A 23,899-nucleotide genomic window follows, 5' to 3' on the forward strand; every position below is an offset into this window, starting at 1 on the left:
CCAAGGACTAAAGTTTCTTCCTTAATAGATGCAATTTTTGCGTTTTGTGTGTTATACTTCATTTCAGATACCTCTCTGTTTCATAAGATTTTTACTAACCCGCAAAGTCAGCAATCTTATTTTACTCTGAGGTATCCTTTTTTCTCAACCACCTTTCACGGGATTCCCTATATTTGAATTATACAGGAAGCTCCCTGGAACACGTTATGAGATATTTTTGCGGCGATGCCATGCCATCATCACAAGAGCAACGAGCAAAGTGGCAGTTTCGGCAACAGGAAATGCAAGCCAGATTCCGTTCAGATGAAACAATTTGTCCAGACACCATAAGGATGGAACAAGGAAAAGCAGTTGCCTGCATAATTGAATTGCCATGCTGGAACCTACTTTTTCTGTGGCCTGAAAATAGGTGGAAATCATAGTAGAAAGACCGCAAAACAGATAGCTTGTCGCCATAATCCGCATAGCGGATATTCCAAAGGAGCGCATGGCTTCCGATGCCGTAAACAATCCCAAAATCTGCGCCGGAAAAAAGATGACAGCCAACGTTCCCAGTATCATCATGCCGGTGACCAAAGCAGTTCCGTATCGGAAAGCGGAATGCAGCCGTTCGCTGCTCCCTGCGCCGTAGTTAAACCGCATGACTGGCAAACAACCCTGGATTAAGCCATTTACCGTCATAACAATCAACTGCTGCACCTTAAAATATGCACCGAAGAATGCAATCGCCGTATCAGAATACGCCACCAGAAACAGATTGACGAACGTCACCATAAACGAACTGAGGGCGTTCATAATAAAAGATGGCAGGCCAAAGGCAAAAATACGGCCGATCATCTGCTTTTGCAAATGAAAGCCTTCGATCTTTACCTTCACCTTCTGCTTTTTCCCCAGCAGCAGAGCCAACGCCAAAATCATGGACAGCAAATAGCCCGCGACAGTAGCCACTGCAGAGCCAAGGATTCCCATAGCCGGGAAAATGCCAATGCCAAAAATCAGAATGGGGTTGAGCACAAAGTTAACAACGACTCCTGCAATCTGGAACCACATGGGAGCAACCATATTTCCGGTGGCCTGTATCATTTTCTGGATTGCGATATGCACCATATTGGGAATTTGCATGAACGAACATACGCTCATATAGGCAATGCTCAACTGATAAATTTCTTCATTATTGGTGAATGCCCGAAAGTAGGGTTTCATAATCAGCAATGACAGAAGATTGAGCAAAGCCCCAATTCCAAAGGCCAGTAACAATCCGTGTGTAACGGTGATATTTGCTTCATCTTGCTTTCTCTCCCCAAAATACCCTGCAATCAATACATTCACACCGACACCGATCCAGATGGACGCTGCGTTCATCAGGGTTGTAATCGGGAATGACAGAGAAACAGCCGTCAACGCATTCTCACTCAGACGCGCTACAAACGCGCTGTCTATCAGATTATAGGAATATTGCAGAAACATGGAGATCAGCGGTGGCAGCGACATTTGCCAGATGAGCTTTCCGACAGGAGCAACCGCCATTTTGTTATTCGTCTGCATACTCTACCTCCTCGTCCACAAATTGTCCGGCGCAGGAAAACTGCGCCGGACAGCAGGTTATTAAATCCGAACAATATAGTTTTGTTTGCGTGCTGCGGGCTGACCGGCTTCCTTAGCTGGATAACCCAATGCAATCGCTCCGACGCCACGCAAGGTTTCCGGCAGCTTCCACTCCCGCAGGAGAGCCTTACCGCTTTCACTGTCGAAAATCTCACGTTCCCGATGTACCCATACGGTTCCCAGCCCAAGAGCATGGGCGGCGAGCATCATATTTTCAAGGACGCAGCTTCCATCCTCTACAAAGGTGTTTGCGGAGCCATCTGCCAGAACCAAAATCACGACAGGCGCGCCATAATAAGGGTCTGTATTGTTCCCCATCACTTCTGCGTTTAACCTGGCGATTTCCTGCCGGTATTTGGGGTCTGTGATTGCAATGATGGTAGGGGATTGACGTCCTCCGCCGGTAGGTGCATAAGTCCCGGCTTCCAGTACAGCGTCCAACGCCTCGGAAGGGACAGGTTGCGGTTTGTAAGCCCGTACACTACGGCACGTCTTGATCAGAGATAAGAAGTTGTTTTCCATAAAAAATCATCCTCCATTCTGTCAACATTTCCGAGATGCAGGCAACAAAAAAGCCACACAACTATCATAAGACAGTTGTGTGGCAAAAAGATGACCGAATCCGGAAAAGTCCACTCAAATTTTACGTCTATTATTATAGCGAGCTTTCGGGAGACTGTCAAGTATCAATCTTTACGGAATTGTGGCGGCTGTCTGTTGCTTTTTGTGTTACTTTATGGCACATGAGCATTGTTACATGGAATATTTTTGCAAAATCTTCCTGTGTCATATCTCTCTGTTTTCTTATTTCGATAATTTTTGCACCGATGTTCATTTTGTTACCTCCTTCTGGATTCATTATCGAGCTCATGGTTCAAAAAAGCCAGCAACTTACCTTTACACACCTAAAATACTCGCGCAAAGAATCTTTGACAAGCAGAAAAATGCAGAACCGCACAGCCTTTCGGCCATGCCGCCCTGCATAAATAGAACTACTTCCTTATGGGTACAGTGCTTTTTCTTTTCACCTTATTTAATCGGCTGTCGGATAACCGTTTTTAAGTTTTCCGGCTTACACTTACGTACATCACTGAGATAAATCTCATGGTGATATCTTTGATCGGAAAAATCCAGTTCATAGCCTTGTTCTTTGGCATAACGCTCCATCTCCCGGACCGTCACCGGTTCATTATCATACGGACCGATATGCATACATTGGACGCATAACCCCTCATGGTAAGTAAAAAATTCCACTTTTGAAAAATCCATCTGCTTTTTCACACTTGCTTCTTGTATGGCCCAATCAAACTCCTCCCTGGTAACGAACTCCGGAAGACGGATAAGAGAAATCCACTGAAATTGATCTTTCCGTGTGTAATCAACACCTTGCACTCCGTCCTGCCACCAGAATCCCTCCAGTGGCGGGACCACATAATCAAAGTATCCTTCTATCCTGTGTTTGCCCATCTTACTCATTTTGATGGTGTAAGCAATACTATACAGCAATCCGATTGCCGCCTTATAATCTCCTTCTTCTTCATTCGGATCCCCCATTCCTCTCACCGCCAGGAAGTTCAGCTCAGGAACTTCCACAATCTGTGGTTTCCTGGGCGGAAGATAAAATTCCTTATACTCTTTTTTATAATCAAACGCCGTCATTCTTTTTTCCTCCTTTCCGTTTGGTATTTTCATTCTATCAAACCAAACAGGACAACTGTTTGTCATGAATCTGCATATTGTTTTTGCAGTTCTTGTCCAAAGGAACTCAATTTTTTCCGGAGGAACGCCGGCTCCAAAAGCTCTGCACCGCCTTGAAAAGATAAAATCCAACCAAGGATCGCATCCTCATCGGTAAATCCAAAAGAAAATAACAGTTTTCCATCTACCTGCTGAGTAAAACAACCAGGTCCGTATTCTTCGATCAACCGCCACCGATATTCCGGTGCAATCAATGCTTTTACCAAATAGGTGTGGGGAAACACTGTTTCATTGGACAGATCCGGCAGTGGTGCTGCCTGTTTTTCAAAAGGTTCCTCCATCTGCAGTTCTGTCATCCGGTTCAGTTTAAATAATCGATAATCTTTTCTTTCCCGACAATATCCCCAGACATACCAGCTGGCCCAGCGGAAAATCAGATAATAGGGCTCAATGAGCCGTTCACTTTCTCCCTTCGGGGCATAATAATGGAAGCTGACACACCTTTCGCACTCAATTGCCCCATGAATCAGTTCTATCTTTGGTGACAAAGCGGTTTTGCTCCAGGAAGAAAGATCAATCAAAATATGCTGTCCGCCCGGCATAAAATCAGAGGCACCAGCAGACAGCTTTTCCATCAGCTGCATATACCGGTTTGTACCACTTACACTGTCCAGACTGCGAAGACCTGCAAGAATCGCCTGCATATCGGTGGAGGTCAGCAGCGTACTGTCTATTTTATATCCTTCCATAATGGAGATTCCACCGTTTACACCCTGGGTCGTTACCAACGGGATACCGGCCTTGCACAAATCCTCAATATCCCGGTTGATCGTCCGTCTGGATACCTCAAACTTTTCTGCCAGATAAGGAGCAGTCACCTTATCCTTCTGAAGAAGGATGGATAAAATTCCAATCAGTCGATCTATCTTCATTTCCATCATCTCCTTTGCATTCAGTATAACTACGATCTATGACAATAGCATGTCATGTTTTAATGCAAAAGGCAACCAAAACGTACATTAAGAGTGGATTTATAATAAAAGAGCAGGAGGGACACAAAGCCCAATACGCCTTGTGTCCCTCCTCATATGCAGCATCGCTGCTATATCTGTTTTTTGTTAAAAGAACAGATACTGCTTATTATAATCAATAAGATGAAAGCAATCGTTACAATGATAGAAACATAAAAATCCGATGGAACCCTCTCTGACGTAAGTAAAGACACACATCCTGTTGACAGTAAGTATGGATTGTACTCTTCAAGCTTCGGAAAAATATTCGCAAGCATAAGCACCCCTGCAAAACCGACTGCTAAAAGAAGGGATCCATAAATACTGCCAGACAGAGCCCCTCCAAGAAGCATCATTGAGATTTCCAGTACGCCAAATAACCACATACAACATGCAGCAAAAGGTAAATTTGGCAATTCTCCCGGCAGTAGATACCTTGTATAGATCAACGTTATTACAAAACATATCAGATAGCTCAATGTCCATATGGAAATGATTGCTGTAAACTTTGAGAGTATGACCGTTTTTCGCGGCAGCCCCTTGGTCAACATATTGATCAGTGTTCCTTTGGTAAGTTCATTTGACACGATACCGCTAAAAACAATGACAAAAAGAATCAACTGTGTTGACATGTTTTTATAAAACTGTATCCACGAATCAACGGTACCTGGTTCACCAGGAGTAATCGCCATTCCTTCCGGCATAAACGACGAAAGAAGTTTCGGCATAATTTTTGCCGTAATCGGATTCAGCATACCGAAAAGTAAAAAAACTGTAGCAACAATAAGCAATTTATATGTTCTTATACTTTCAAGAAATTCTTTTTTCGCCATGGCAATGAACGCTCTCACTTCACCACCTCCAGAAACAGATTTTCTAACGTAGGCTCTAAAATTTCGACCTTTACCGGATAGATTTTTGTTTTATAAATAGCATCGTAAATCTGTCCTGCTGCCTCATCGATATTCTTTGACCTCAATATCACCGTGCAATCTGTACACTCCGCATTTTGAAAAAGCATACCAACACATTCATTCCCAGCAAAACGTTGCAAATCTTCCGACGAACGGAATTCGATCTGCAGTGTGTCAAGACGATGGTTTTGTTTTAACTGAGAAAGGGTCCCATTTAACACTAAACTGCCATTGTTCAAAACTGCAACGTGATCACAGATCCGTTCTACATCAGACAGGATATGTGTTGAAAAAACAACGGTCGTTTTTCCTTTAACCGAGAGCAGTATGTCAAGAATTTCCTTTCGTCCAATCGGGTCAAGTGCGGAAGTCGGTTCATCGCAGATCAACAGTTTCGGTTCCGATAACAGGGCCTGTGCAATTCCAAGCCGTTGCTTCATCCCACGGGAAAAGCCCCCGATACGCTTGTTCGCTTTCTCAAGCCCTACCAGTGACAGAAGCTCTTCTGACTTTGCTTTTACTGCTTTTCGATCCAGCCCTGTAATCTCACCGCAAAGTGCCAGATATTCTTTTGGTTTCATATAACCGTAAAACTCAGGAACATCGGGCAGAAATCCAATATAACGATTAGTTTTGGTTTCGCCGTATGTTACCTCTTCTCCGCATACCGATATTTTACCGCTTGATGGTTTCAGCAGACCTAATATCATTTTCATTGTTGTTGTTTTTCCCGCACCGTTTTGTCCCAAAAATCCATAAATTGTATTTTCAGGCACGGAAAGGCTAAGGTTATTGATAACATTGTGCCCGCCAAATTTTTTACTGAGATTTTCAATTTTTAAAATACTCATTCTTCACCTCTGCCAAAAATAAAGTAGACAATCGGCCCGATTATCTGTACAAACAATACAACAACAATCCAGAAAGACTTATTGCCGAACTTGTAATGTGGATGCCTCAAAACGTGTATCAGTGCTGTTATTGCAAGAATCCATTCAATTATGATCAAAGGAATCAAAAAAGGAAGAAATTCTACTAAAACATCCATAACGCTATCCTCCTAACACAGATGTAAGTTTTTCAACAATATGCCGATACTTTACATGATCAGCCAGTACCGAAAAGACCGGATTCTTCGCAACACCGTCAATGATGCCTTGCCTGACTGTTTTATCATCCCGCGGTGCATGAACACCTAAATCAAGCTCTGCCAGCCACTCATCAATTCTGTCAAAAAAACGATCGCCGTGAAGTGATATTGGATAAGATATTCCCACTGCTAAATCACAATACTGTTGTAATGCCGCCAGTGCGTTGTCGGTGTCATTTTGCAAGACAAAAACTGCAGCCACGTTTAAATATGCAGAAAGCATTGTGGCAGGATGTAACTCCGGTGCATGAAAAGTTTCAGAAAGACAATTAATCCGGTCAATGATATTTTTCGAGGCTTGTACATCTGCTATCTCAAGCTGTAAAAGCGTAGTAAGACTTTGCATGATGTTTAAGAAATTTTGGTATATCTCAATTTGTAATATCTCTTTAGCCTTATCCGGCTTACCACTCATAGAATACCCCATTGACAAAATATGATTTTCATTCAGCACAGGTGTTTTTGCGTCTGCGAGTAATTCAATGGTCTTATCAGGTTCTTCCAAAATGATATAGCAGGTAGCTTCCATTACATTGCTCTTCCTGCACAATGTTAAATCATCGCTTTCTGTTTTTATTCGTGAAAACAGATCAATCGCTTCACGGAGAATTTCCTGCTGCCGGCTTCCCTTTGCCAACATATAGTGATTCAGCAACAATGCACCGAGGTGAAAAAGCAGAGGAAAACATGAAAAGTATTTTTTTCTGATCTCCCGAATTTCATCCATCACTTGATCGAATGGTTTTTGAGCAAAATCATTGGATAACCGCAGATACAGCTTTTGTATGTCTTCTTTCATCATCTGCGGCTGATAATTGATAAGCTCATCAACCGTAATATTAAAATACGAAGCAAGCTGCGGGAGAAATGTAATATCAGGATAGCTTTGTCCGGTTTCCCATTTCGATACCGATGCTTTTGATACTCCGATATAAGCCGCAAGTTCTTCTTGTGTAATTCCTTTTTCCTTACGTTTTAAAACAAGCGTTTTTGCTATATTTAGTTCATTCAAATTTATCACCTTCCTTGCCTATTATTATACCTGTATTGATTGTATTAACAATGGATTAAAAGTTGATTTTTGTTGATAAAATCAACCATAAGGAAACAGGTCTGAATCATGGGAACGGATAGCTATATAAAACAGAGACTTTGAGCTTTGTTTACCAATAAAAAATCGGAAACCGCCCCCTGTCCTTTGACAAGTTCCGATTCCCGAAAAATACATGTTTTTACAGTTTTTCATTTTTTAGCACGAAGCTGATCCTTCATTCAAGCATCATTCATGAAGTAAACATGCTGTCAATGCCTTATATTCACGAAAATACATCCCACGTTTCGTTTCCATATGCCCATATTCCTGATGCTTTGCGAAAATTTCAATGGCTTTTTCCACCGGAATCCATCTGGGCTCCAGACCTTCTTGTTCCTCCTGCTCAGTAAGTGAGCGTTCCGTATGACCATCAGCTTCGCACATAAAATAACGGCTGGAATACAAATACTCTTCGTAATATTCATTAATAATCAGGCTGCAGTACAACGGTTTCACAAGAATCCCTGTTTCCTCTGCCAATTCCCGGATGCAGCAGTCCTCATAGCTTTCACCGGCCTCAACACCACCGCCGGGAATCATCCACAGATCGCTGTTTTCCATATAAGACAACAGAATATTTCCGTCCTTCACCACGATACCGCGGCAGGCTTCTCGGATTTTGGTGTGTTCAGCAAAACGATTCTCTCCATAAATATTGATTGTTTCCATGTGATTAATGTCCATCAGTATTTTATTCCTTCTTTCATGTTGCTCCATTCTTCTTTCGTCTGGCAGGTGATGTGTTCCGTCCGTAAAACGCCCTCTATAGCGCAGGGAACATTTTCACTTGTATGATGATAATGAAAGCCACATTTTTCCTGAACTCGTTTTGATTTTTGGTTTCCATCAAAATATCCGCACCATATTTTAGACAGATTCAGATCTTCAAATCCATGTCTCAACATTTCCCGAACAGCTTCTGGAATCAAGCCTCTTCCCCAATAAGGGACACCGATCCAGTATCCAATCTCACCTTCTGTCTTCGGAAGTCCGATATTACTGGTTTCACCGATCATCAGCCCTATACTTCCAACCGGATGGCCGTTTTCTTTCAAAACCACTGCATAAGTCTCAGGTGCGGAAAGAACTTCCCGGATTATTTCCCGGCTGTTTTCCACACTTGTATGAACAGACCATCCAGCTATAGGACCTACATCCGGATGGCTTGCATATCGGTATAAATCCTCTGCGTCTTTCTCCTCCCACGGACGGAGAAGCAGTCTCTCTGTTTCCAAAATCATATCTTCGCACCTCCCTGTAGTTCGCATACACATGACCATAGTCATCCATACTTCTCGCCCAAACTGCCCTGCAGCCTTGACGCCGAAATCAGCAACCAGGCAATTATCCCCTCGTCTTGTTCCAAACCTGTTTTTGTTAACCGGCAGGATGAAGGCATTAGATTCAAATATCTCATTTTTTCTCATCATCGATGCTAAAAGACAGAAATTCCACGAAGATGATAATTGATAGGAACAGCAAGATCTCAAACGCCTCATTTTGCTTTAAATCTGGGGATAAATATCGGATGGATGTCCAAGAAGTCTCATGATTTCCAATTCATCTCTTGCATCCAACAGAGCATTATGTGTTTCTATGTAATCCTTATTGCTAATCATTCTCATGATATTTTCAACGCCATATCCTCGTTTCAATCTGCCTGTTTTGCAGCATTCTGCCGAAGTTGGAATCATTGGATTATATTGTCTGTAAGCTGCAATTCGCATAATATCATGCCAAACAAAATTTTTCATAAACGCAAGACAGTTTTTGTCAAATCCTGCGTTATAGGCAAAAACAGAAGAAACATCATATTCCATTAAAAAGGACGAAATGTTATCCGCAATTTTTTTCCGGGAAACCTTTTCCTCATTTATTCCTTTTATGTGAACAACGTAATCAAACATTCCGCCTTCCCACAAAGCTTCTTTGATTACATAGTACTTATACCCGACGATCTCGTAATTACTCGCATCAGCAATTACGATTCCCACTGTCATTACAGCACCGCTCCATGTCGTTTCTGTATCTATTACCGCTATGTGTTCTTTCATTCTATTTTCCTTTCGGTTTATAATATTTAGTTAATTGTCTTTTGGTAATGGTTTTTACTACTGACTCCATAAACTTCTGTTTATCCGGAATCGAAATTTCCCACATTTCATTTGTTCTTATGTTCCATAAAATGCCCTTATCTAAATTTTGTGCAATCATATAACACGCACACTGAAGATAATGTTCATGGTTAAGTTGAGAAACAAATTTAAGTTCATAGATTGTATCATCTTTTTTTACATCCGCATACCCAAGAGCCTCAAACGCCTTTTCCCCGTTCCGTCTTTCTGCAAATGCTATACTACAAATAATTTGTTCCTCTTCATCATGTCTAAGACGTGTTTCGATTCGTCTAGTTAATAACTCTTTCTGTTCATCTGTAACTAATGGCAGTGAAACCTGAGAGTAATATCTACGTTGATTTGTTTCTAATGATGTTAGATAAAGAATCTTCTTTTCCACGCCTTTAATCTTATCGTTAAATATTTTTCTATCCTTATGAATCAGGCGAAACAGTGCAAATTCCCGGTCAATGTCATAATTATCAAAGAAAAATGCCTCTTGAAAAATACCTATACATGGAGATAAATCAATGAGTCCATCATTACTTCGAATATCGATTACGCTGGTATCTTCCATATTGATTTTTTTCTTTTCTAAAAGATCATAACACTCTTCTATATCTTCCTGAAATTTAAAATCAAACATTTCCGATATTCTAACGTTCTCCAATGATGTATTCATATCCTCTGGAGTAGAAATAGATTCTTCTGACAATGTTTCTTCATTACCTGGGACAAAAATTATTTGCTTTTTCCCCCTGCTTGCTGCAACAAGAAATATATTTCGAAGTATCTCATATTTTTGTTGAGGTTGTCCAACTCGCATTCTCCAGTAGCTTTCCGTAAAGTCAAAAACAACACAAATTTCTCTTTCTAACCCTTTACTGCTATCAAAGGTAGTAAATATTGCTGTTTCCTTACTTGGTTGCACTTTCCCAGATGTATCTTGATCTGAGATACTTGCATAAACGGTATTCTTATTAAATTTATCTTTGTACTTTGATTCAAGTTTGTTAAGAGTCTTTGCCATAGTTCCTTGTCTGGCTCCCAAGCATAACAATTTGCTCGGTTCCTGCTTAGCCAAAAAATCTACTATTTCTTGCTCCGACATTTCAGAGACTTCACACTCTCTGCTAACTCCAGTAATCTTCTTTTTCCATATACGCCCCAACTTTTGTGCATAATCATTTGGAAGACGAAAGCATTTTGTAAATTCTAATTCAATGTGCTCTCCAAGAAACTTTTCAATATATTCTTCCACTTCAAGTGCAGTCTTATCATATATTTTTTGTTTCATATCTCCGACAGCAACAAGCTGTGCCTCGGGATTACAGCTGACTATATAATCTAACATATCAGCAATTTCCTGATCTATGTCTTGATATTCATCCAGGACAATAAGATCAAACTTTCTAACAGGCGGTTTCTTCTTATTAAATTCCTGAAGCAAATCTGATACACCGACCTGCATTCCTATTCTGTTTAAACAAGACCATGCATATCCGTGATAGTTTGTTACAGTAACATTTCTACCCTTTATCTTTTCTTTAGCGTCAATTTTAAGAAGCTTGTTATATGTAAGATAAAGTATCTTTTTGTTTTTAGGAAAACGAGTACATAGAGCCTGTATAGCCGTTGTTTTTCCGCTACCAACACAGGCATCAACAAGAATATTCTTCCCATTTAAAGCTTTCTCAATAAATTTTTCTTGTTCATCGGTAAGGATAATTGACATATTATAATCTCCACTAAAATTTCTACTCTATTTCCACACGGAATCGACAAATTATGCCAAGAGCTACCAATGTTTGAAAACTTAGACTTCACCAAACTGAACATCAGATTTTTATCATTGATAAATTGTTTGAACTTATAATGCTATCATTTGCAAGCTCCATCAGCACATTATCATTATAATCTCTTTGCCCGATAAGCTCAAGTTGCCTGATCTCAATTATAGAAATTATAGACAAAAGGCAGTTTCAGGGCATCATTCGTGAAGTGCTTCTATGAACAACCGTTCTTATCTGTCAGGTGATTAACACAAGTCCGCACTATATATTGGCTGCTGGGTTTATAAAGCATCCGTCTCTTATATTTACCTCCGCATTCTCCACAGCAGATCCGACCGGAAAACCATACCAGTTCTGGTATCTTCCGGTGTCATAACCATTTCCTTTTTAGCCCCACTATTTCACGATCACCATCTCCCCGTCCACATTGGCATAACCGTATTGGGATAGGAAATGATGAAGGTTCCATTCTAAAAACGCCGTTTGATAACCCACTTCACATTCTCAAAAATAGACACCGACTCGCTTTCTGACAAAATGCTTTTGTCAAAGTAAAGTCCGCCAAATTTCCACTCGTTATTGGATTTGATATAGTTTTCTACAATTCCTCCTTACATGTCTGTAAACAAATTTTAAATATGCTTGCATTTGCTTGCATTTGCAAAAGAAAGTGGGTATAATATATCCAAAGGAGTGTGATAGATATGGCAAATACATCCGCAGTTTATGCCCGTATTGATAAGGAGCTAAAAGAAAACGCAGAAGGAATCCTTTCTCAGCTTGGGATTTCCCCGTCCAGCGCAATCCAGATGCTTTACAGTCAAATTGTACTAAAAAAGGGAATGCCTTTTGAACTGCGCCTGCCTTCCACAAAACCTACCGCAGTCGGCGATATGAGCCGGGAACAGCTGAATGCAGAGCTTATGAAAGGTGTGGAATCCATGAAATCCGGAAAAACCTATACAGCAGATGAGGTGGATTCCGAGTTAAAGCGGGAGTTCGGTATATGAGCGATACCTATTCCATTATCTACTCCTCGGAAGCCAAAGATGATCTGAGGGAGATTTATTCTTACATCGCTTATGACCTGCAGGCACCGGAGACAGCAGAGGGCCAGGTCAATCGTATTCGGAAAGAAATCCGGTCGCTGGATTTTATGCCGTCCCGATATGCTGTCGTGGATTGGGAGCCGTGGAAAAGCATGGGGATGCATCGGGTACCGGTAGACAATTTCATCGTCTATTATGTCGTAAATAACGGCAGCCGCACGATAACTGTGATCCGAATTTTCTACGGTGGCAGGGATATCGAGGACATCATTCAGGCAAAACGTGAGTAATCCGCAAAAAGGAACAGAATAGCTGTTCCTTTCTGCATTCAGAACTTATCAAGCTCCTCCTGAGCGACAATCCACTCATACTTCACGCCGTCATTGACTTTTCCCATCCACTTTTCCTGCCTCCTTATACCTTTCCTTCCAGATTATTCTTGTTTCCAACCTGTCAGCTCCACACCCCTAATATCAAAATTGGCCACCAACTCTCCATTATTTTCCAAAGTAGACCAGTTTCTACTTACCTATAAAATGAAAAAATCCGGAAATCGAAACCTGTCCTCTGACAAGCCCCGACTCCCGGAAATCCCTTGTTTTCTATACTTTTTCAGTATTCTATTCTTTAACTTTTGACATCAGCACAACCGTCTCAACATAGCACGAGGAAATGATTTAGATATACATTTCCTCCACCTGTTCGTAAAATGCCGCCCCAGTACCATATCGACTACTTTTTAGCTGATAGGGTTCACGGGAACATGTCGGGACGCCAAGATTACACCGTTCACCTAAAAATAAATATCTGATTTTCCTTCTCAACAAACGTATCTGCTGAATCCCTCCACTGTCCCGGATAATAACGGTAACTCATACGACTTAACTGACCATTCCCATCAATTTCACATTGAGTACTATATTTCGTCTTACCCGAGTTCGATGTATAATGGAAAACAAGAAAACCGTATTTGTCAACCTTGACGTATTTCCCATGAGAAACTGTTTGAGCCACCTTGCTTAGTTCGTTCAAAGGTACTCCATGCCATTTTTCTCCAGACTGTTCTTGTTCATAGATTACATATTCTTCAGGTGTATATCGTTTGGGCGGCTCATAGGTTTGTTTTCGTGACTGTTGTAACTGAGCATCTAAAAATTAAATTTTTTAAAATACTACCAAATAATCCCATGTTTCTCCCTTCCTCATAAATCTTTTATAAACCAGTCAACATAAATAATCAATTTCAAATATGTTTTCTATGGTTTGTAAACTCATGTTCGTACAAATATACACGCATTAGCTCCTTCTTAATTTGTTTATATTCTTCAAGAGAGCGGGTCCATACTTTTTACAAACGCCAATGAGAAGTCCGGCTGTGGCGAGAATTGCGCCTCCATTTTTTACCGCCTTTGCACCTTCCTCAATTTTCTCATAGTCCTCACTGTTCAGAGTTTGATTCTGAAATCTTTTCCGTTCTGACATTCTGAAACACCTCCAACAATTTATCTCCACTCATCTGTATGTTAATCATATCATACTCTTGTGCTTCCTCCAGACAAATCTCCCGCTCAGTTGCGATGTAATCTGTCGCATGATAGTAAAACATCTCCATATTCTTCTTATGGATATATCGGAGAGTCTGCAATGAACTGAAATCTATTCCTTGCATCTCCTGCTCCGCATCAATAAATACTTGCTCTGCAGCATCCATCTGGCCGCATATAGCATAGGATGCAGCAACCATCTGTGTTGCCTGGAGATACAGAGAATAATACTTCTGAATAACCAGGAACTCCTGATCCTTTTTCCTGTGTGCCCCTGAATGCATGAGTTCCATACTAAAACGTGCAAACTTGCCTTCAGGCAGTGGTTCAAAACCACCGACGCGACTCTTAAAAGTCTGAAGCAACTGCTTCTGTGCTACCAGCATATTACTCCGTCCGGAAGCCATAGCGGAAATCTTTTCTTCCGGTGCGGCATTTAAAGAATATCGGATCTGATCACGACCTGCCAGCAGAAGGCCAATCCGATCATCCATCTGACCTTGCTCAATCCGCCTCACGGCTCTATAGGTCTCCTGCAAAGCATCTGCCAACTCCGCTATCTGCTGCTGCATATATATATTGTGATAACTGACAGCAATACTTTCGAACGGGTTTCCATGAATAATCTCCTCCGGTTTAATAGGAAGATTATCCACAAACTTTCTTTTTCCATTTTCCAGTGTTTCATATAAAGTAGGCCACATAACACCAGTTTTTGTGTTCTGATTGATAAAGACCTCACCGGCTTTGAAAGCATCTCTGTGTTTAATAGGAATCTGAACTACATACTCAAGGGTTTTCTCAACGTGGCTCAGGGCATCTGACATATTTACATATTGCATCAATTTAGCTAGCATCCCGTTAATATCGAACCCTTCCATCCCAGGTACAACCTCTAGGATTTTTCTATATTCAGGATCCACCAAACCATCACCATGTGAGACAAGTTCATCCTTATTTCTAACAATAGAATTTTCTGCCATTACCCCATTACCTCCCCTAATCCATTACCTTTTATTTCTGAAAGTGCGTCTGACAAATGCTCAAGAGCGGTTTCATACTCTTTAATTTGCTGCTGTTCCCTGTTAATCTCTGCTTGAAGTTCAGCAATTGCCGCTTTCTTTCGTTCTATCGTTTCTTTACTCTCAGAAATATTATTTTTAAGTGTCTGCTTTACATCATCAGACAGAATGCGGATGTCATGACTGCCTTTAGGTTTTTTGGTTGCAATTGAAGCGACAATAGCCCCAAGAACTCCTGCGCCAACCGCTGTTGTTAAAGCGAGAAATGGATTGGCAACAGCGAGTTCAACTGCAACTGTTGCATATTTTGAAGTTGAACGGAGATATTTATAGAGCTCATCTTCACGCACTATGTTCCCATCTTTCCGGGAAGTTTGATCAGCCTTTAGTTTTCCCGCACGAATCCATCTCCGAACTGTTTCAGGGTTCGTCTGGAGCATATCTGCAATATCTTTGACACTATATGTCTTCGTATGCCATTCCTCCCTTCTTCTCCATGGTACATGCATTATACTACATTATTGCTACATTTACAATCAGTTTTTTTGTCGCATTAAAAGGCGCCCAGGTTCCCCCAAGCGCCAATAAAATATATTTACATTGCTACATCCGTCTCCAGCCCGGACTTGAACTCGACTGTAAAGTGATTATCGTGCACAGTGACTTTCTCGATCAGCCTGCGAACAAGTGCCTCGTCATATTCGGTGATTGGGCCATCCTAGCTGTCTATAAATTTCTCCAGTTCCCTCACCTTTTGCATAGCCCCTTCGTTCATGGCATCCTCAAGCAGGAGCTGCCGTTTCTCCTCCCGCAGTTCTTCAATCTGATCCGCAAGACTATCGAATCCCCGTCTGGCGTTCGTCTTCTTCAGCAGTTCCCTCTACAGTGCTTCCAACTTCGCATTTCCACACTCTATATCAACTACCACCGAAACATTGACATAGTTTTTTATCTCCTTATTTCTGATTTTATCTTTCTCACTCGTAAAGACGATATGCTTAAAAAAGTGCCTAAAATTAAGGATTTCTACATAGCTCGTCTTTGTAGCAACACTACCGTCTCGACGTGCGTACAAATTCAAATTATATCCCCACAAAACTACGGATATCTGGACAATATTTTTACAGTACTAATACCGTTCGTGCAGCCTTTTCCCACAAAATCATGGATGGTATTAATTTTGCACCATACTAATTGTGCAACAGCCTGTGGCACAATTACTTTTTTCCATTACTTCAGTATCATTATCTTCTTCCATCTTTTCCGCTTCTAACGATTGATACTCCTGTTTCAATCCTCGTAATAATTCTTCCCCACTCGACAAGTACAGCTTATACTTTGACACAAAAATCTGCGTCTTATCAAATGGCTAGTGCTACCGCTTATTGAGAATAATTTCTTGCTTATTAACAAATAACCGAGCACTTATATTCCAACTGTCTTGATAACCTCCAACAATAATTAATATAGGTTCTGGACATTTTAGTTTTTGGTCTTGAGATAAAACTATCATTTGATTTTTATCAATATTACTTGGTGCCGACGATGCATTTGGATGATAGTGCCACTCTCCTAAATAATACTGACCTTGGTCCCATGCCAAGTCTAAAATTCTTTTCAATCCATCTATACCCCTATGAAAAGTACACTTTGAATGGCTAGAATTTTTGGGTGGTGGTGTTATTTGCAAAATATTAGCTATTGCTTGGTTGGAAGAATAATTTCCAATTAAAATGCCCCCTGTTTCATAAGGATTAGAAATAGCACAATAATAAAGCATTTGTTCATAAGCCTTTGTGTCGAACTTTACACTATATGATTGATTCTTATCTTGAAAAAGCAAATTATCCATCCTCTCTTTTCTCCACCACCTCATAGCTTTCAAATATCCCATCGCTCTCTTTTTGCTCGTAAATGAGTGAAAGCGTCTTTTGAGATTTTGATATAATGTAATTTTCAATTACCTTCACGGAAGTTGCAGCAGCAATCCAAATATCATCACTTCTTCCAGGAAAAGTCGGATGCCAGCAACCAATTCCATTCCTTGGCAAGTCGTAATCATCATATAAGACTTTTTCTGCCTGTAGGTACGGGGAAATCAAATCATAAAAAGCATTAAAATTAAAAGTGTTACCATTCATCAGTGTAACATATAATCGTTTTGCACCCAATCCAACAGAGACTGAAGCTATAATATGAGTTCTCTTAAAATTAGTACTTTGAAGAATATCAAGTACATTATTTTCCCCAGTACAATCAACAATAACATCATATCTATCCAAATCAATATTTGTTTTAAAAGAGTCATCATTTGAAAGAGTATCATTTATAACTTTAACATTTGCGTGTGGATTTAGGGAGTTAAGATAATTGCATACCGATAATTCTTTAAATTCACCAATATTATTTAGATTTAAGATATGGCGGGATAAGTTCCCGACTTCAAATATATCTGAATCTGCAATAGTAATATTATATACTCCTGCTCTTACAAATATTTCTGCGATTGATGCTCCAATGCAACCTGCTCCAATGAGCAATATTCTTTTCCTTAGTAACAGGTCGCTCATTTTACCTCGTTGAGATATTTCGTGTTGGTTCCAATTTTCTGAAACGATCCAATCCAATTTTGCATTTTTAGTGAATACCTCACATCTATCACGCATCCACCATCCCTGTTGATTATTTCTGAATCCTTTTGCTGTCCTTTTGCCATATGATACAGTCGGTAAATACAGAGCTTTCCAAGAAATTATCTCGGGGTCTCCACCAAAAATTCGGGGAACAGGGAAACCAATTAAAAGCAAATGCCGTTTTCCGTCCCGAATTTTTGAGACAATATTTTGAAGGATACACATTATATTAATATGTTGTTTTTCACAGGCAACTAACAATTCGCCAAATGTTTCTGGTGCTTGCCACTCATTAACAACTGGGATCTGATTCATAAGTATCCACGGGGCAATAATTGGAGGTGATATAGTTGTTTTTGAAAGATATTTTCCCCATTCTGTATAATGCTGAATGTTGTTACTTAGCGATTTAAACACCTTAACATAGTATACAAATGGTTTACTTTTATACACATCTAATTCTGCTATTCCATACCGACATTCGACACTCTCCCATTGCATGAAGGTAACCACATCTTCCGAGAAAGCAAACTGCATTTCAAAAATATTGCTCATAGAAAATTCGGGCAGCTCAAACGGCTCGCTTTCTGTAACTAATTTTCCTTTTGCCGCTAACTCGAGCCAACAAATTGCTCGTTTTGCATGATACAACAAGCGTTCATCTACACTATATGGTTCCGATTGATAATTAGGTATTGTATTCACCTCAAGGCATAATGCTCCTTTTCTCCACAATCCGTTTCTTTCAATTTTGGAGTTGTTGGCTTGATGATACAATGTAACCGTTATACTGTTTTCGACGTCTGGATATACTTTAATTTTTCCGTTTGGGTATTCGGATCCAACAACGAAAAACCATTGAGATTTCTGAGGGAAATATGGTGTTTCACATTCAATCACAATACTTAAGTGTAAATACCAAACATTTAATTCATTATCAAATTGCCACTCATCCATTATCTCAACTTGCGATAATGAATCTAAAGCCCTTCGAGCCTGATTTAATTTATCAAGGATTTGTTTTGACTCCATCTATGCAAATCTTCCTTCTGGAATGGCTGCTGATTTTTCAGTACGGGTTGTAAATCCCGTTGAAGAATTAGATTTTGATGGCTTTGGAGCTGGTGGGAATTCATTACCAAATAGCTCTCTCCATTTGCAAACACTATCATATAATTCTTCACAATCAAAAGCTTCACGAGCTATTTTAGCAGCATCACAAACCGTATCGTAGAAATCAGAATATTCTTCATCTGTAATTCGTGCAAAAACATCGTGTTCAGGAACGCCTCTATCAGCTAAAAAAGGTTTATTAGTGTATTGGGAAACGATATTTTCAAGAGTTAATACAACACCTTCGGCAACACTTTTAATATCATCTGGACAACAATCACCAATAAAATGTTCCAACGGATAACTCTTGGGATGTTTCATATCTGGATATTGTGTTTTACGCCACCACTTCAATGCCTTAACAACATTTATATAGTGGGTATTGCAATTCTTGTTTTTTTCAACCGTCCATCGAATTTGCTCAAGTGGATGTGTTTTATCCCATTTTTCCGCTTCACGGTCAGGAATTAGCAATGGTTCGGATTTCCATTGAGGCTGGCTATCTGATCTACAAAATATGTTATATGTACTTTCAAGTAAGGCATTACTAAACGATTTTGTAAGTAACTTTTGTTGAAAATCTTCAATTGTGTATTCTGAAATAATAGCCTCATCTTGAAGTACTCCTGTTTCGCTCTCACTAGGTGCAGAAGTAGGAACGATATCCAAATCAACATAACTTAAACTTATACCAATTGATCTCCCTTGAATTCTATATTTGTCTTTGTAATGCTTTTCTAAAAATGGGACAAATAAATTCAAAGCCTCCTCTGGTGTATACTCTTCAGAGTCTAATTTCGTTACAACAATTACATCGACATCCGATTTGTTGCCGTTTTTAGGTTTTACTGCTGTAGAACGTCGGTAGCTTCCCTGTAAAAAAGTACTAATAATAATCTTAGATAAGGTTTCATCTTCCTCTAATCGTTTTCTTAACGTGGTATGCCCCGTTTTCAAATCATTCACCTGATTATCAGACAAGCGAATATTAGATAAAAAATCTTTAAAATATGACGGTACAGTAGACATAAACGATCCTCCTTTAATTAGTAAAACTTATTGATTGTGAATATGTACAAGAATTCCTTTGCTCAAAATCATATTCATATAGAATACATTTGCCAAATCCAACTGAATTTTGACCTAAGAAAAACATAAATGCATTTGGAGCAGCAGCAAAAATATGTAGTGTTGCACGCCGTTCCACAGTGCTTCTTCTGCCAATAGCGTTATAAACTGAATTAGCTAAAGCAGTTGCATGTGTTCCATCTTCTATCGAAAAATTTGTAGCACCAACATCGCTTGGCGTACAATTAATGATACGTCCAATTGATAGATTGTTTTCTTTTATGAATTTTACCACGTCATCGTAAATGTTGCGAGTGACATTTAATACTAATGCAGAATCATATTGATTCTCATTAAACTTTTCGTGTGAAATATCCCAATTAGTATAGTTCCTTTTAGATGACAGTTTCACATCCCATAATACAGTGCCATTGGTCGACGATTTTTGTATCGGAAATACGTTGATACCTGATTTACTATCAAGAATTCTTCCTACTGCAAAGGCTATAGACGCATGTGTATCTAAAAATATTTGATAGGCATGCTTGTTGCTTGTATTTGTGAGCAAAAATTCCTCCAAATTTCTATAAATATCTTTGTTCCAATCGTATTCACCCTTTATATTGCGACCATCAAACTTATTAATGAATGATATACAACTCTCTGTGTCTTCTTCCAAGTTTTCTGCTCCACGGGTAAAGCTTTTCACACCAATAGATATTCTTTTAGGGGAATACTTATCGGCAACAAGAAGAATGCGTTTTTCCATTTCTTCATCAAAGTCTTTTCTATCAATACCTTTACCATGTGTTGAAGAAATCATCTGGTCATTTACAGTCGCTGAAGCAATAAACCTAATTTGGTCAAACGTCATCATTTGATTGCTATCTGAAATATACTGATGCAACGAATCTCTTACAATTTTTTCTAAAACTTCTATTTCAAACGGCAAAATAAAAAACCGTATTCTCTTATTATCAAACAAATCTGTATCAAACCCATTTAGCGACGATTTTGCTTCTTTATCAAGCACTTTCCCATAATACTTTTCGATTGACTTTATAAATGTGTTGGCGGACTTATCACATTGCCCGATTAAGAATAATTCATATTCAGGACTTTCTATATCCTTTATAAGGTCATCTAGCCATGTTTTGATGTCTGATTTGGTAAAAGTATTTATCGTTGATTTTACTTGTATGCATTTAACAATTTGATTTTGCTGCTCTAATGCTATATCAACCTTATCATTTGATGTTGGAAATTCGACATATATCTTATCCCAGTTACTTTTATCAGTTAAGGCCTCTAATACTGAAGCAAACCCCTGGTATAAAAATCCCCGTGATGCTTCTTTTCCACCCATAATCCTCACCCTTTCCATCATTTATTTGCTTTACTAATCCATGTGATATTCTATAAACAGGCTACCTATTAAATAACCCCAAAATATTTCAAAGCATCTTTAATTGCTTCCACTTTCTCTGCTGTCGGATGTTTTCTCGGCTGTTTCAATTCTTCTACCGCATTAGGGGCATCATACATTGGCAAGCCCAAACTTCTCTTTACCTCCGCTATATAAGCAGTATGTACCTTGAAGCCATATTTAGCTTCTATGTATTCCTTTATCATTTTGTAGGCAACTCGCTCTTTCGGCTTGTACGCCTCGGCTCTTTTAGCGATATTATCAAGTGGTACTTTGCCCTCTCCCTCGCCAAACTCCACTTTTACGCTGATTGTGCTGTCAGGTTTTTTGTGGGAAAGCAGTACTACCGTCTCCACATGTGTCGTTACCTTCTGGTGAACACATTTTCCCAACCTCGTCACCTCTTAATGAGTACATTTTTTCATTGTTCAACGCTTCTAAAATTTCCACTTTATTCTGCTCCATTATGACACCCTCTCTTTCTTGTGATTTGCCTTGTAGTCTGCTTTCGCATCCATTATATTTAAGTTCTGATCACATTTCAGGATAAAGGTTAACTTGTACGGTGTCGGGTTTCCGTCTTCATCATCCCCGCCGACAATTACCTTTTCCACAATACTCTCAAACACTACACGGTCAAATTCATCCATTGTTTCTTCATTTTCCAGTGTCTTACGGAGCTGCGCCATACGCTTGCTGACATTCTTCTGCTGTCCGATATTCTCTTCCAGATATGCTTTTTCCTCTGTCAGATTATGAAGTTTACGGAGAAAACTGTTATTCTTTTCTTCGTATGCTTGCTGTTCTATTTTACCATCAATCAACAGATCTGTTAACCTGCTTTTTCTTGATTCTACATTATTGATTTCCTTTTCCAGCTGTTTCACTCGTTTTAATTCCGTATCGTCATTTAATACTTCCTCTATGGTATGCAGTACCGAATCCAGCACATCATCAAAATTATCGGTTAGTAACCGGAAAGCTTCCAGAAATGCTCCCTCGATAATTACTTCATCAATGGCTTTACAATGCGGGCAACTTTCAATTCCGTTCTTTGTGGCATTCATACACTGCCATACCGGTTTTTTCGTTACAGTGGTCTGATGCCTTGTTCTTCTGGAAAGTTTATGTCCACAGTATCCGCACTCCAGCATACTGCTGAAAGCAAACTGTCGGGTATAACGTTCCCGGTTTCCGGTAGTAGGTATTACTTTAGTTTTTACCCGCTTGCTGTGGATAGCTGCTACCCTGTCCCAGATTTCTCTCGATACAATCGGCTCATGATGATCCCTGATATAATATTGTTCTTCTTCTCCTCTGTTATCAAGCCGTCTTTTCGATATGGGATCAAGCGTAAAAGTTTTCCCTTGAAGAATATCTCCTTTATACTTCTCATTTGTGAGAATTCCCATCACACTGCCGCCGTCCCACCTAACTACACCTCTTTTATTTTTAATTTCCATTTCTGTCAATCTTTTCGCAATGGTGGTACTGCCATATCCCTGTATATACATATCATACATAAAACGCACTATTTCCGCTTCTTTTTCATTAACGGTAAGACTCTTATCCTCTGGGTGATAATCATAGCCGAAGCACCCATTGAACCCTACCAGTTCTCCTCTTTTCATCTTCATTTTAACTCCTATCTTTACATTACCGGACAGAGATTCCACTTCCTGCTGTGCCAGTGAACTCATAATTGTCAGAAGAAGTTCTCCGTTCATATCCATTGTATTGATATTTTCTTTTTCAAATATAATGGGAATTCTCTGATTCGTAAGCATCCTGACATAGTTCAATGTATCCAGCGTATTTCGTGCAAAACGGGAAATTGATTTCGTAAGAATCATATCTATTTCGCCATTCATACATCTCTGGATCATTTCTTGAAATCCCGGTCTTTTATCTGCTTTTGTTCCGGTGATCGCTTCATCCGCAAAATTCCGGCAAGTGCCCACTGGGGATTCTCTCTGATTTTATCCTCGTAATAGGCTTTCTGGGATGCAAAACTCCCCAACTGCTCATCCCCGTCTGTAGATACCCTGCAATATGCAGCTACCCGGATTCTGTCAATCTGCACTCCTGCTCTTCTTCTCCCTCTTCCGTTGGGAAGTGGTTTTGTTGCCTGTAAAATTTCAACCTGTGTGTTTCTCATACATTTCCTCCATTTCTCTCACCTGCCACATTTTTCTTATGGCTTTTCTTCGTTTCTGTGTTGTTATCATACATCTAAAATAAAATATGAACGATTGTTGAAATATTTTCTCTTCCATGATTATTTCCTCTTTCATTTTTCTATTCTTCAAGCCAAAACCGACTGTTTTTCCAAATCATTTTCAATAACATGATACATATCCATCAGCTTTGCTCTCACTCCGTTATATTCCGCTTCAGACAATCCCCCTGCCCGGAATAATTTTCTTACCAGTGCTATCTTCTTTGCATATTCCAGTTCTTTACACATTATACCTCCCCCTTTCCTATTATATTTTTCGGAATCACCTCATTTCTGCTGCGATCTGCAGTTATTTGTGAATCTGGGTTTGGCTTCCATTCATATTATCTGTCGTTATCGTTTCAGATAACCTCTACCCTTTCGGGATATGGGCACCTCCTTCTCGAAGCATTCCCACCGTTTCCGGAGTGTCTGTCTGCGCTCTC

At 39.7% G+C, this 23,899-nt stretch carries 26 protein-coding genes; 2 read left to right on the forward strand and 24 right to left on the reverse strand.

Going from position 1 to position 23,899, the window contains the following annotated elements; all coding sequences use genetic code 11:
- Nucleotides 1-204: 204 nt before the first annotated feature.
- The 13 genes from H6A32_RS13655 to H6A32_RS13715 all read right to left on the reverse strand — a co-directional run bounded on the left by H6A32_RS13655 (nucleotide 205) and on the right by H6A32_RS13715 (nucleotide 11,322).
- Complete coding sequence (locus tag H6A32_RS13655) at nucleotides 205-1,545, reverse strand: MATE family efflux transporter (RefSeq protein WP_204864593.1); 1,341 nt, start codon at nucleotides 1,543-1,545, stop codon at nucleotides 205-207.
- Between the two features lie 60 nt (nucleotides 1,546-1,605).
- The gene (locus H6A32_RS13660) at nucleotides 1,606-2,127 is read right to left on the reverse strand and encodes a nitroreductase (RefSeq protein ID WP_204864594.1); all 522 of its coding nucleotides are present in this window, start codon (nucleotides 2,125-2,127) and stop codon (nucleotides 1,606-1,608) included.
- A 157-nt stretch (nucleotides 2,128-2,284) separates the two neighbouring features.
- Nucleotides 2,285-2,440, reverse strand: coding sequence for a helix-turn-helix domain-containing protein (locus tag H6A32_RS13665; RefSeq protein WP_204864595.1), 156 nt, complete (start codon nucleotides 2,438-2,440; stop codon nucleotides 2,285-2,287).
- A 194-nt stretch (nucleotides 2,441-2,634) separates the two neighbouring features.
- Nucleotides 2,635-3,264, reverse strand: a complete 630-nt coding sequence (locus tag H6A32_RS13670; protein WP_204864596.1) for a GyrI-like domain-containing protein — start codon at nucleotides 3,262-3,264, stop codon at nucleotides 2,635-2,637.
- Nucleotides 3,265-3,326: 62 nt separating this feature from the next.
- On the reverse strand, nucleotides 3,327-4,235 hold the full coding sequence (locus H6A32_RS13675) for a helix-turn-helix transcriptional regulator (RefSeq protein ID WP_204864597.1): 909 nt from the start codon (nucleotides 4,233-4,235) through the stop codon (nucleotides 3,327-3,329).
- A gap of 170 nt (nucleotides 4,236-4,405) precedes the next feature.
- Nucleotides 4,406-5,146 (reverse strand): ABC transporter permease, encoded by a 741-nt coding sequence (locus tag H6A32_RS13680; protein WP_204864598.1) that lies wholly within the window; start codon nucleotides 5,144-5,146, stop codon nucleotides 4,406-4,408.
- A gap of 14 nt (nucleotides 5,147-5,160) precedes the next feature.
- Entirely contained in the window at nucleotides 5,161-6,078 is a 918-nt protein-coding gene (locus H6A32_RS13685; RefSeq protein WP_204864599.1) for an ABC transporter ATP-binding protein, read from the reverse strand.
- Nucleotides 6,075-6,275 (reverse strand): PLDc N-terminal domain-containing protein, encoded by a 201-nt coding sequence (locus H6A32_RS13690; protein WP_204864600.1) that lies wholly within the window; start codon nucleotides 6,273-6,275, stop codon nucleotides 6,075-6,077. Before H6A32_RS13690 ends, H6A32_RS13685 begins: the two co-directional genes overlap by 4 nt.
- A gap of 4 nt (nucleotides 6,276-6,279) precedes the next feature.
- Nucleotides 6,280-7,389, reverse strand: a complete 1,110-nt coding sequence (locus tag H6A32_RS13695) for a helix-turn-helix domain-containing protein (RefSeq protein WP_204864601.1) — start codon at nucleotides 7,387-7,389, stop codon at nucleotides 6,280-6,282.
- A gap of 267 nt (nucleotides 7,390-7,656) precedes the next feature.
- Nucleotides 7,657-8,154 carry an NUDIX hydrolase gene (locus H6A32_RS13700; protein WP_204864602.1) on the reverse strand — a complete coding sequence of 166 codons (498 nt, stop codon included), beginning with the start codon at nucleotides 8,152-8,154 and terminating at the stop codon, nucleotides 7,657-7,659.
- Nucleotides 8,154-8,711 carry a GNAT family N-acetyltransferase gene (locus H6A32_RS13705; protein WP_204864603.1) on the reverse strand — a complete coding sequence of 186 codons (558 nt, stop codon included), beginning with the start codon at nucleotides 8,709-8,711 and terminating at the stop codon, nucleotides 8,154-8,156. Before H6A32_RS13705 ends, H6A32_RS13700 begins: the two co-directional genes overlap by 1 nt.
- Nucleotides 8,712-8,975: 264 nt before the next feature.
- Nucleotides 8,976-9,524 (reverse strand): hypothetical protein, encoded by a 549-nt coding sequence (locus H6A32_RS13710; RefSeq protein WP_204864604.1) that lies wholly within the window; start codon nucleotides 9,522-9,524, stop codon nucleotides 8,976-8,978.
- A gap of 1 nt (nucleotide 9,525) precedes the next feature.
- Nucleotides 9,526-11,322, reverse strand: coding sequence for an AAA family ATPase (locus tag H6A32_RS13715; protein ID WP_204864605.1), 1,797 nt, complete (start codon nucleotides 11,320-11,322; stop codon nucleotides 9,526-9,528).
- A gap of 762 nt (nucleotides 11,323-12,084) precedes the next feature.
- On the opposite strand from H6A32_RS13715, the gene H6A32_RS13720 reads away from it, so the two are divergent.
- Both H6A32_RS13720 and H6A32_RS13725 read left to right on the forward strand, forming a co-directional pair.
- A complete protein-coding gene (locus tag H6A32_RS13720; protein WP_087168420.1) occupies nucleotides 12,085-12,390 on the forward strand; it encodes a type II toxin-antitoxin system RelB/DinJ family antitoxin in 306 nt (101 codons plus the stop codon).
- On the forward strand, nucleotides 12,387-12,719 hold the full coding sequence (locus tag H6A32_RS13725) for a type II toxin-antitoxin system RelE/ParE family toxin (protein ID WP_087168421.1): 333 nt from the start codon (nucleotides 12,387-12,389) through the stop codon (nucleotides 12,717-12,719). The genes H6A32_RS13720 and H6A32_RS13725 overlap by 4 nt, the downstream gene beginning before the upstream one ends.
- A gap of 1,006 nt (nucleotides 12,720-13,725) precedes the next feature.
- On the opposite strand, the gene H6A32_RS13730 is transcribed toward H6A32_RS13725, so the two are convergent.
- The 11 genes from H6A32_RS13730 to H6A32_RS13775 all read right to left on the reverse strand — a co-directional run bounded on the left by H6A32_RS13730 (nucleotide 13,726) and on the right by H6A32_RS13775 (nucleotide 23,702).
- Nucleotides 13,726-13,911 (reverse strand): hypothetical protein, encoded by a 186-nt coding sequence (locus H6A32_RS13730; RefSeq protein ID WP_204864606.1) that lies wholly within the window; start codon nucleotides 13,909-13,911, stop codon nucleotides 13,726-13,728.
- Nucleotides 13,868-14,956 (reverse strand): hypothetical protein, encoded by a 1,089-nt coding sequence (locus H6A32_RS13735; RefSeq protein ID WP_204864607.1) that lies wholly within the window; start codon nucleotides 14,954-14,956, stop codon nucleotides 13,868-13,870. Before H6A32_RS13735 ends, H6A32_RS13730 begins: the two co-directional genes overlap by 44 nt.
- The gene (locus H6A32_RS13740; RefSeq protein WP_204864608.1) at nucleotides 14,956-15,504 is read right to left on the reverse strand and encodes a helix-turn-helix domain-containing protein; all 549 of its coding nucleotides are present in this window, start codon (nucleotides 15,502-15,504) and stop codon (nucleotides 14,956-14,958) included. Before H6A32_RS13740 ends, H6A32_RS13735 begins: the two co-directional genes overlap by 1 nt.
- A gap of 866 nt (nucleotides 15,505-16,370) precedes the next feature.
- Entirely contained in the window at nucleotides 16,371-16,889 is a 519-nt protein-coding gene (locus tag H6A32_RS13745) for a Mov34/MPN/PAD-1 family protein (RefSeq protein WP_243424940.1), read from the reverse strand.
- Nucleotides 16,840-18,660, reverse strand: coding sequence for a ThiF family adenylyltransferase (locus H6A32_RS13750; RefSeq protein ID WP_204864609.1), 1,821 nt, complete (start codon nucleotides 18,658-18,660; stop codon nucleotides 16,840-16,842). The genes H6A32_RS13745 and H6A32_RS13750 overlap by 50 nt, the downstream gene beginning before the upstream one ends.
- Nucleotides 18,661-19,770 carry an SMODS domain-containing nucleotidyltransferase gene (locus tag H6A32_RS13755; RefSeq protein ID WP_178293560.1) on the reverse strand — a complete coding sequence of 370 codons (1,110 nt, stop codon included), beginning with the start codon at nucleotides 19,768-19,770 and terminating at the stop codon, nucleotides 18,661-18,663.
- Between the two features lie 13 nt (nucleotides 19,771-19,783).
- A complete protein-coding gene (locus H6A32_RS13760) occupies nucleotides 19,784-21,175 on the reverse strand; it encodes an SAVED domain-containing protein (RefSeq protein WP_204864610.1) in 1,392 nt (463 codons plus the stop codon).
- A gap of 68 nt (nucleotides 21,176-21,243) precedes the next feature.
- Nucleotides 21,244-21,591 carry a hypothetical protein gene (locus H6A32_RS13765; protein ID WP_346342287.1) on the reverse strand — a complete coding sequence of 116 codons (348 nt, stop codon included), beginning with the start codon at nucleotides 21,589-21,591 and terminating at the stop codon, nucleotides 21,244-21,246.
- Between the two features lie 108 nt (nucleotides 21,592-21,699).
- Complete coding sequence (locus tag H6A32_RS16500) at nucleotides 21,700-23,196, reverse strand: recombinase family protein (RefSeq protein WP_346342288.1); 1,497 nt, start codon at nucleotides 23,194-23,196, stop codon at nucleotides 21,700-21,702.
- On the reverse strand, nucleotides 23,118-23,393 hold the full coding sequence (locus H6A32_RS16510; RefSeq protein WP_243424941.1) for a hypothetical protein: 276 nt from the start codon (nucleotides 23,391-23,393) through the stop codon (nucleotides 23,118-23,120). Before H6A32_RS16510 ends, H6A32_RS16500 begins: the two co-directional genes overlap by 79 nt.
- 147 nt (nucleotides 23,394-23,540) lie before the next feature.
- Nucleotides 23,541-23,702 (reverse strand): hypothetical protein, encoded by a 162-nt coding sequence (locus H6A32_RS13775; protein ID WP_204864612.1) that lies wholly within the window; start codon nucleotides 23,700-23,702, stop codon nucleotides 23,541-23,543.
- Nucleotides 23,703-23,899 lie beyond the last annotated feature (197 nt).

Source organism: Drancourtella massiliensis (genome assembly GCF_016900655.1).
GTDB lineage: Bacteria > Bacillota > Clostridia > Lachnospirales > Lachnospiraceae > Sellimonas > Sellimonas catena.

What these genes read in the sequence shown, in the direction of transcription:
- H6A32_RS13655 (WP_204864593.1), bottom strand. Translation starts at nt 1,545, where the DNA reads ATGCAGACGAATAACAAAATGGCGGTTGCTCCTGTCGGAAAGCTCATC.
- H6A32_RS13660 (WP_204864594.1), bottom strand. Translation starts at nt 2,127, where the DNA reads ATGGAAAACAACTTCTTATCTCTGATCAAGACGTGCCGTAGTGTACGG.
- H6A32_RS13665 (WP_204864595.1), bottom strand. Translation starts at nt 2,440, where the DNA reads ATGAACATCGGTGCAAAAATTATCGAAATAAGAAAACAGAGAGATATG.
- H6A32_RS13670 (WP_204864596.1), bottom strand. Translation starts at nt 3,264, where the DNA reads ATGACGGCGTTTGATTATAAAAAAGAGTATAAGGAATTTTATCTTCCG.
- H6A32_RS13675 (WP_204864597.1), bottom strand. Translation starts at nt 4,235, where the DNA reads ATGAAGATAGATCGACTGATTGGAATTTTATCCATCCTTCTTCAGAAG.
- H6A32_RS13680 (WP_204864598.1), bottom strand. Translation starts at nt 5,146, where the DNA reads ATGGCGAAAAAAGAATTTCTTGAAAGTATAAGAACATATAAATTGCTT.
- H6A32_RS13685 (WP_204864599.1), bottom strand. Translation starts at nt 6,078, where the DNA reads ATGAGTATTTTAAAAATTGAAAATCTCAGTAAAAAATTTGGCGGGCAC.
- H6A32_RS13690 (WP_204864600.1), bottom strand. Translation starts at nt 6,275, where the DNA reads ATGGATGTTTTAGTAGAATTTCTTCCTTTTTTGATTCCTTTGATCATA.
- H6A32_RS13700 (WP_204864602.1), bottom strand. Translation starts at nt 8,154, where the DNA reads ATGGACATTAATCACATGGAAACAATCAATATTTATGGAGAGAATCGT.
- H6A32_RS13705 (WP_204864603.1), bottom strand. Translation starts at nt 8,711, where the DNA reads ATGATTTTGGAAACAGAGAGACTGCTTCTCCGTCCGTGGGAGGAGAAA.
- H6A32_RS13710 (WP_204864604.1), bottom strand. Translation starts at nt 9,524, where the DNA reads ATGAAAGAACACATAGCGGTAATAGATACAGAAACGACATGGAGCGGT.
- H6A32_RS13715 (WP_204864605.1), bottom strand. Translation starts at nt 11,322, where the DNA reads ATGTCAATTATCCTTACCGATGAACAAGAAAAATTTATTGAGAAAGCT.
- H6A32_RS13720 (WP_087168420.1), top strand. Translation starts at nt 12,085, where the DNA reads ATGGCAAATACATCCGCAGTTTATGCCCGTATTGATAAGGAGCTAAAA.
- H6A32_RS13725 (WP_087168421.1), top strand. Translation starts at nt 12,387, where the DNA reads ATGAGCGATACCTATTCCATTATCTACTCCTCGGAAGCCAAAGATGAT.
- H6A32_RS13730 (WP_204864606.1), bottom strand. Translation starts at nt 13,911, where the DNA reads ATGTCAGAACGGAAAAGATTTCAGAATCAAACTCTGAACAGTGAGGAC.
- H6A32_RS13735 (WP_204864607.1), bottom strand. Translation starts at nt 14,956, where the DNA reads ATGGCAGAAAATTCTATTGTTAGAAATAAGGATGAACTTGTCTCACAT.
- H6A32_RS13740 (WP_204864608.1), bottom strand. Translation starts at nt 15,504, where the DNA reads ATGCATGTACCATGGAGAAGAAGGGAGGAATGGCATACGAAGACATAT.
- H6A32_RS13745 (WP_243424940.1), bottom strand. Translation starts at nt 16,889, where the DNA reads ATGGGATATTTGAAAGCTATGAGGTGGTGGAGAAAAGAGAGGATGGAT.
- H6A32_RS13750 (WP_204864609.1), bottom strand. Translation starts at nt 18,660, where the DNA reads ATGGAGTCAAAACAAATCCTTGATAAATTAAATCAGGCTCGAAGGGCT.
- H6A32_RS13755 (WP_178293560.1), bottom strand. Translation starts at nt 19,770, where the DNA reads ATGTCTACTGTACCGTCATATTTTAAAGATTTTTTATCTAATATTCGC.
- H6A32_RS13760 (WP_204864610.1), bottom strand. Translation starts at nt 21,175, where the DNA reads ATGGGTGGAAAAGAAGCATCACGGGGATTTTTATACCAGGGGTTTGCT.
- H6A32_RS16510 (WP_243424941.1), bottom strand. Translation starts at nt 23,393, where the DNA reads ATGAGAAACACACAGGTTGAAATTTTACAGGCAACAAAACCACTTCCC.
- H6A32_RS13775 (WP_204864612.1), bottom strand. Translation starts at nt 23,702, where the DNA reads ATGTGTAAAGAACTGGAATATGCAAAGAAGATAGCACTGGTAAGAAAA.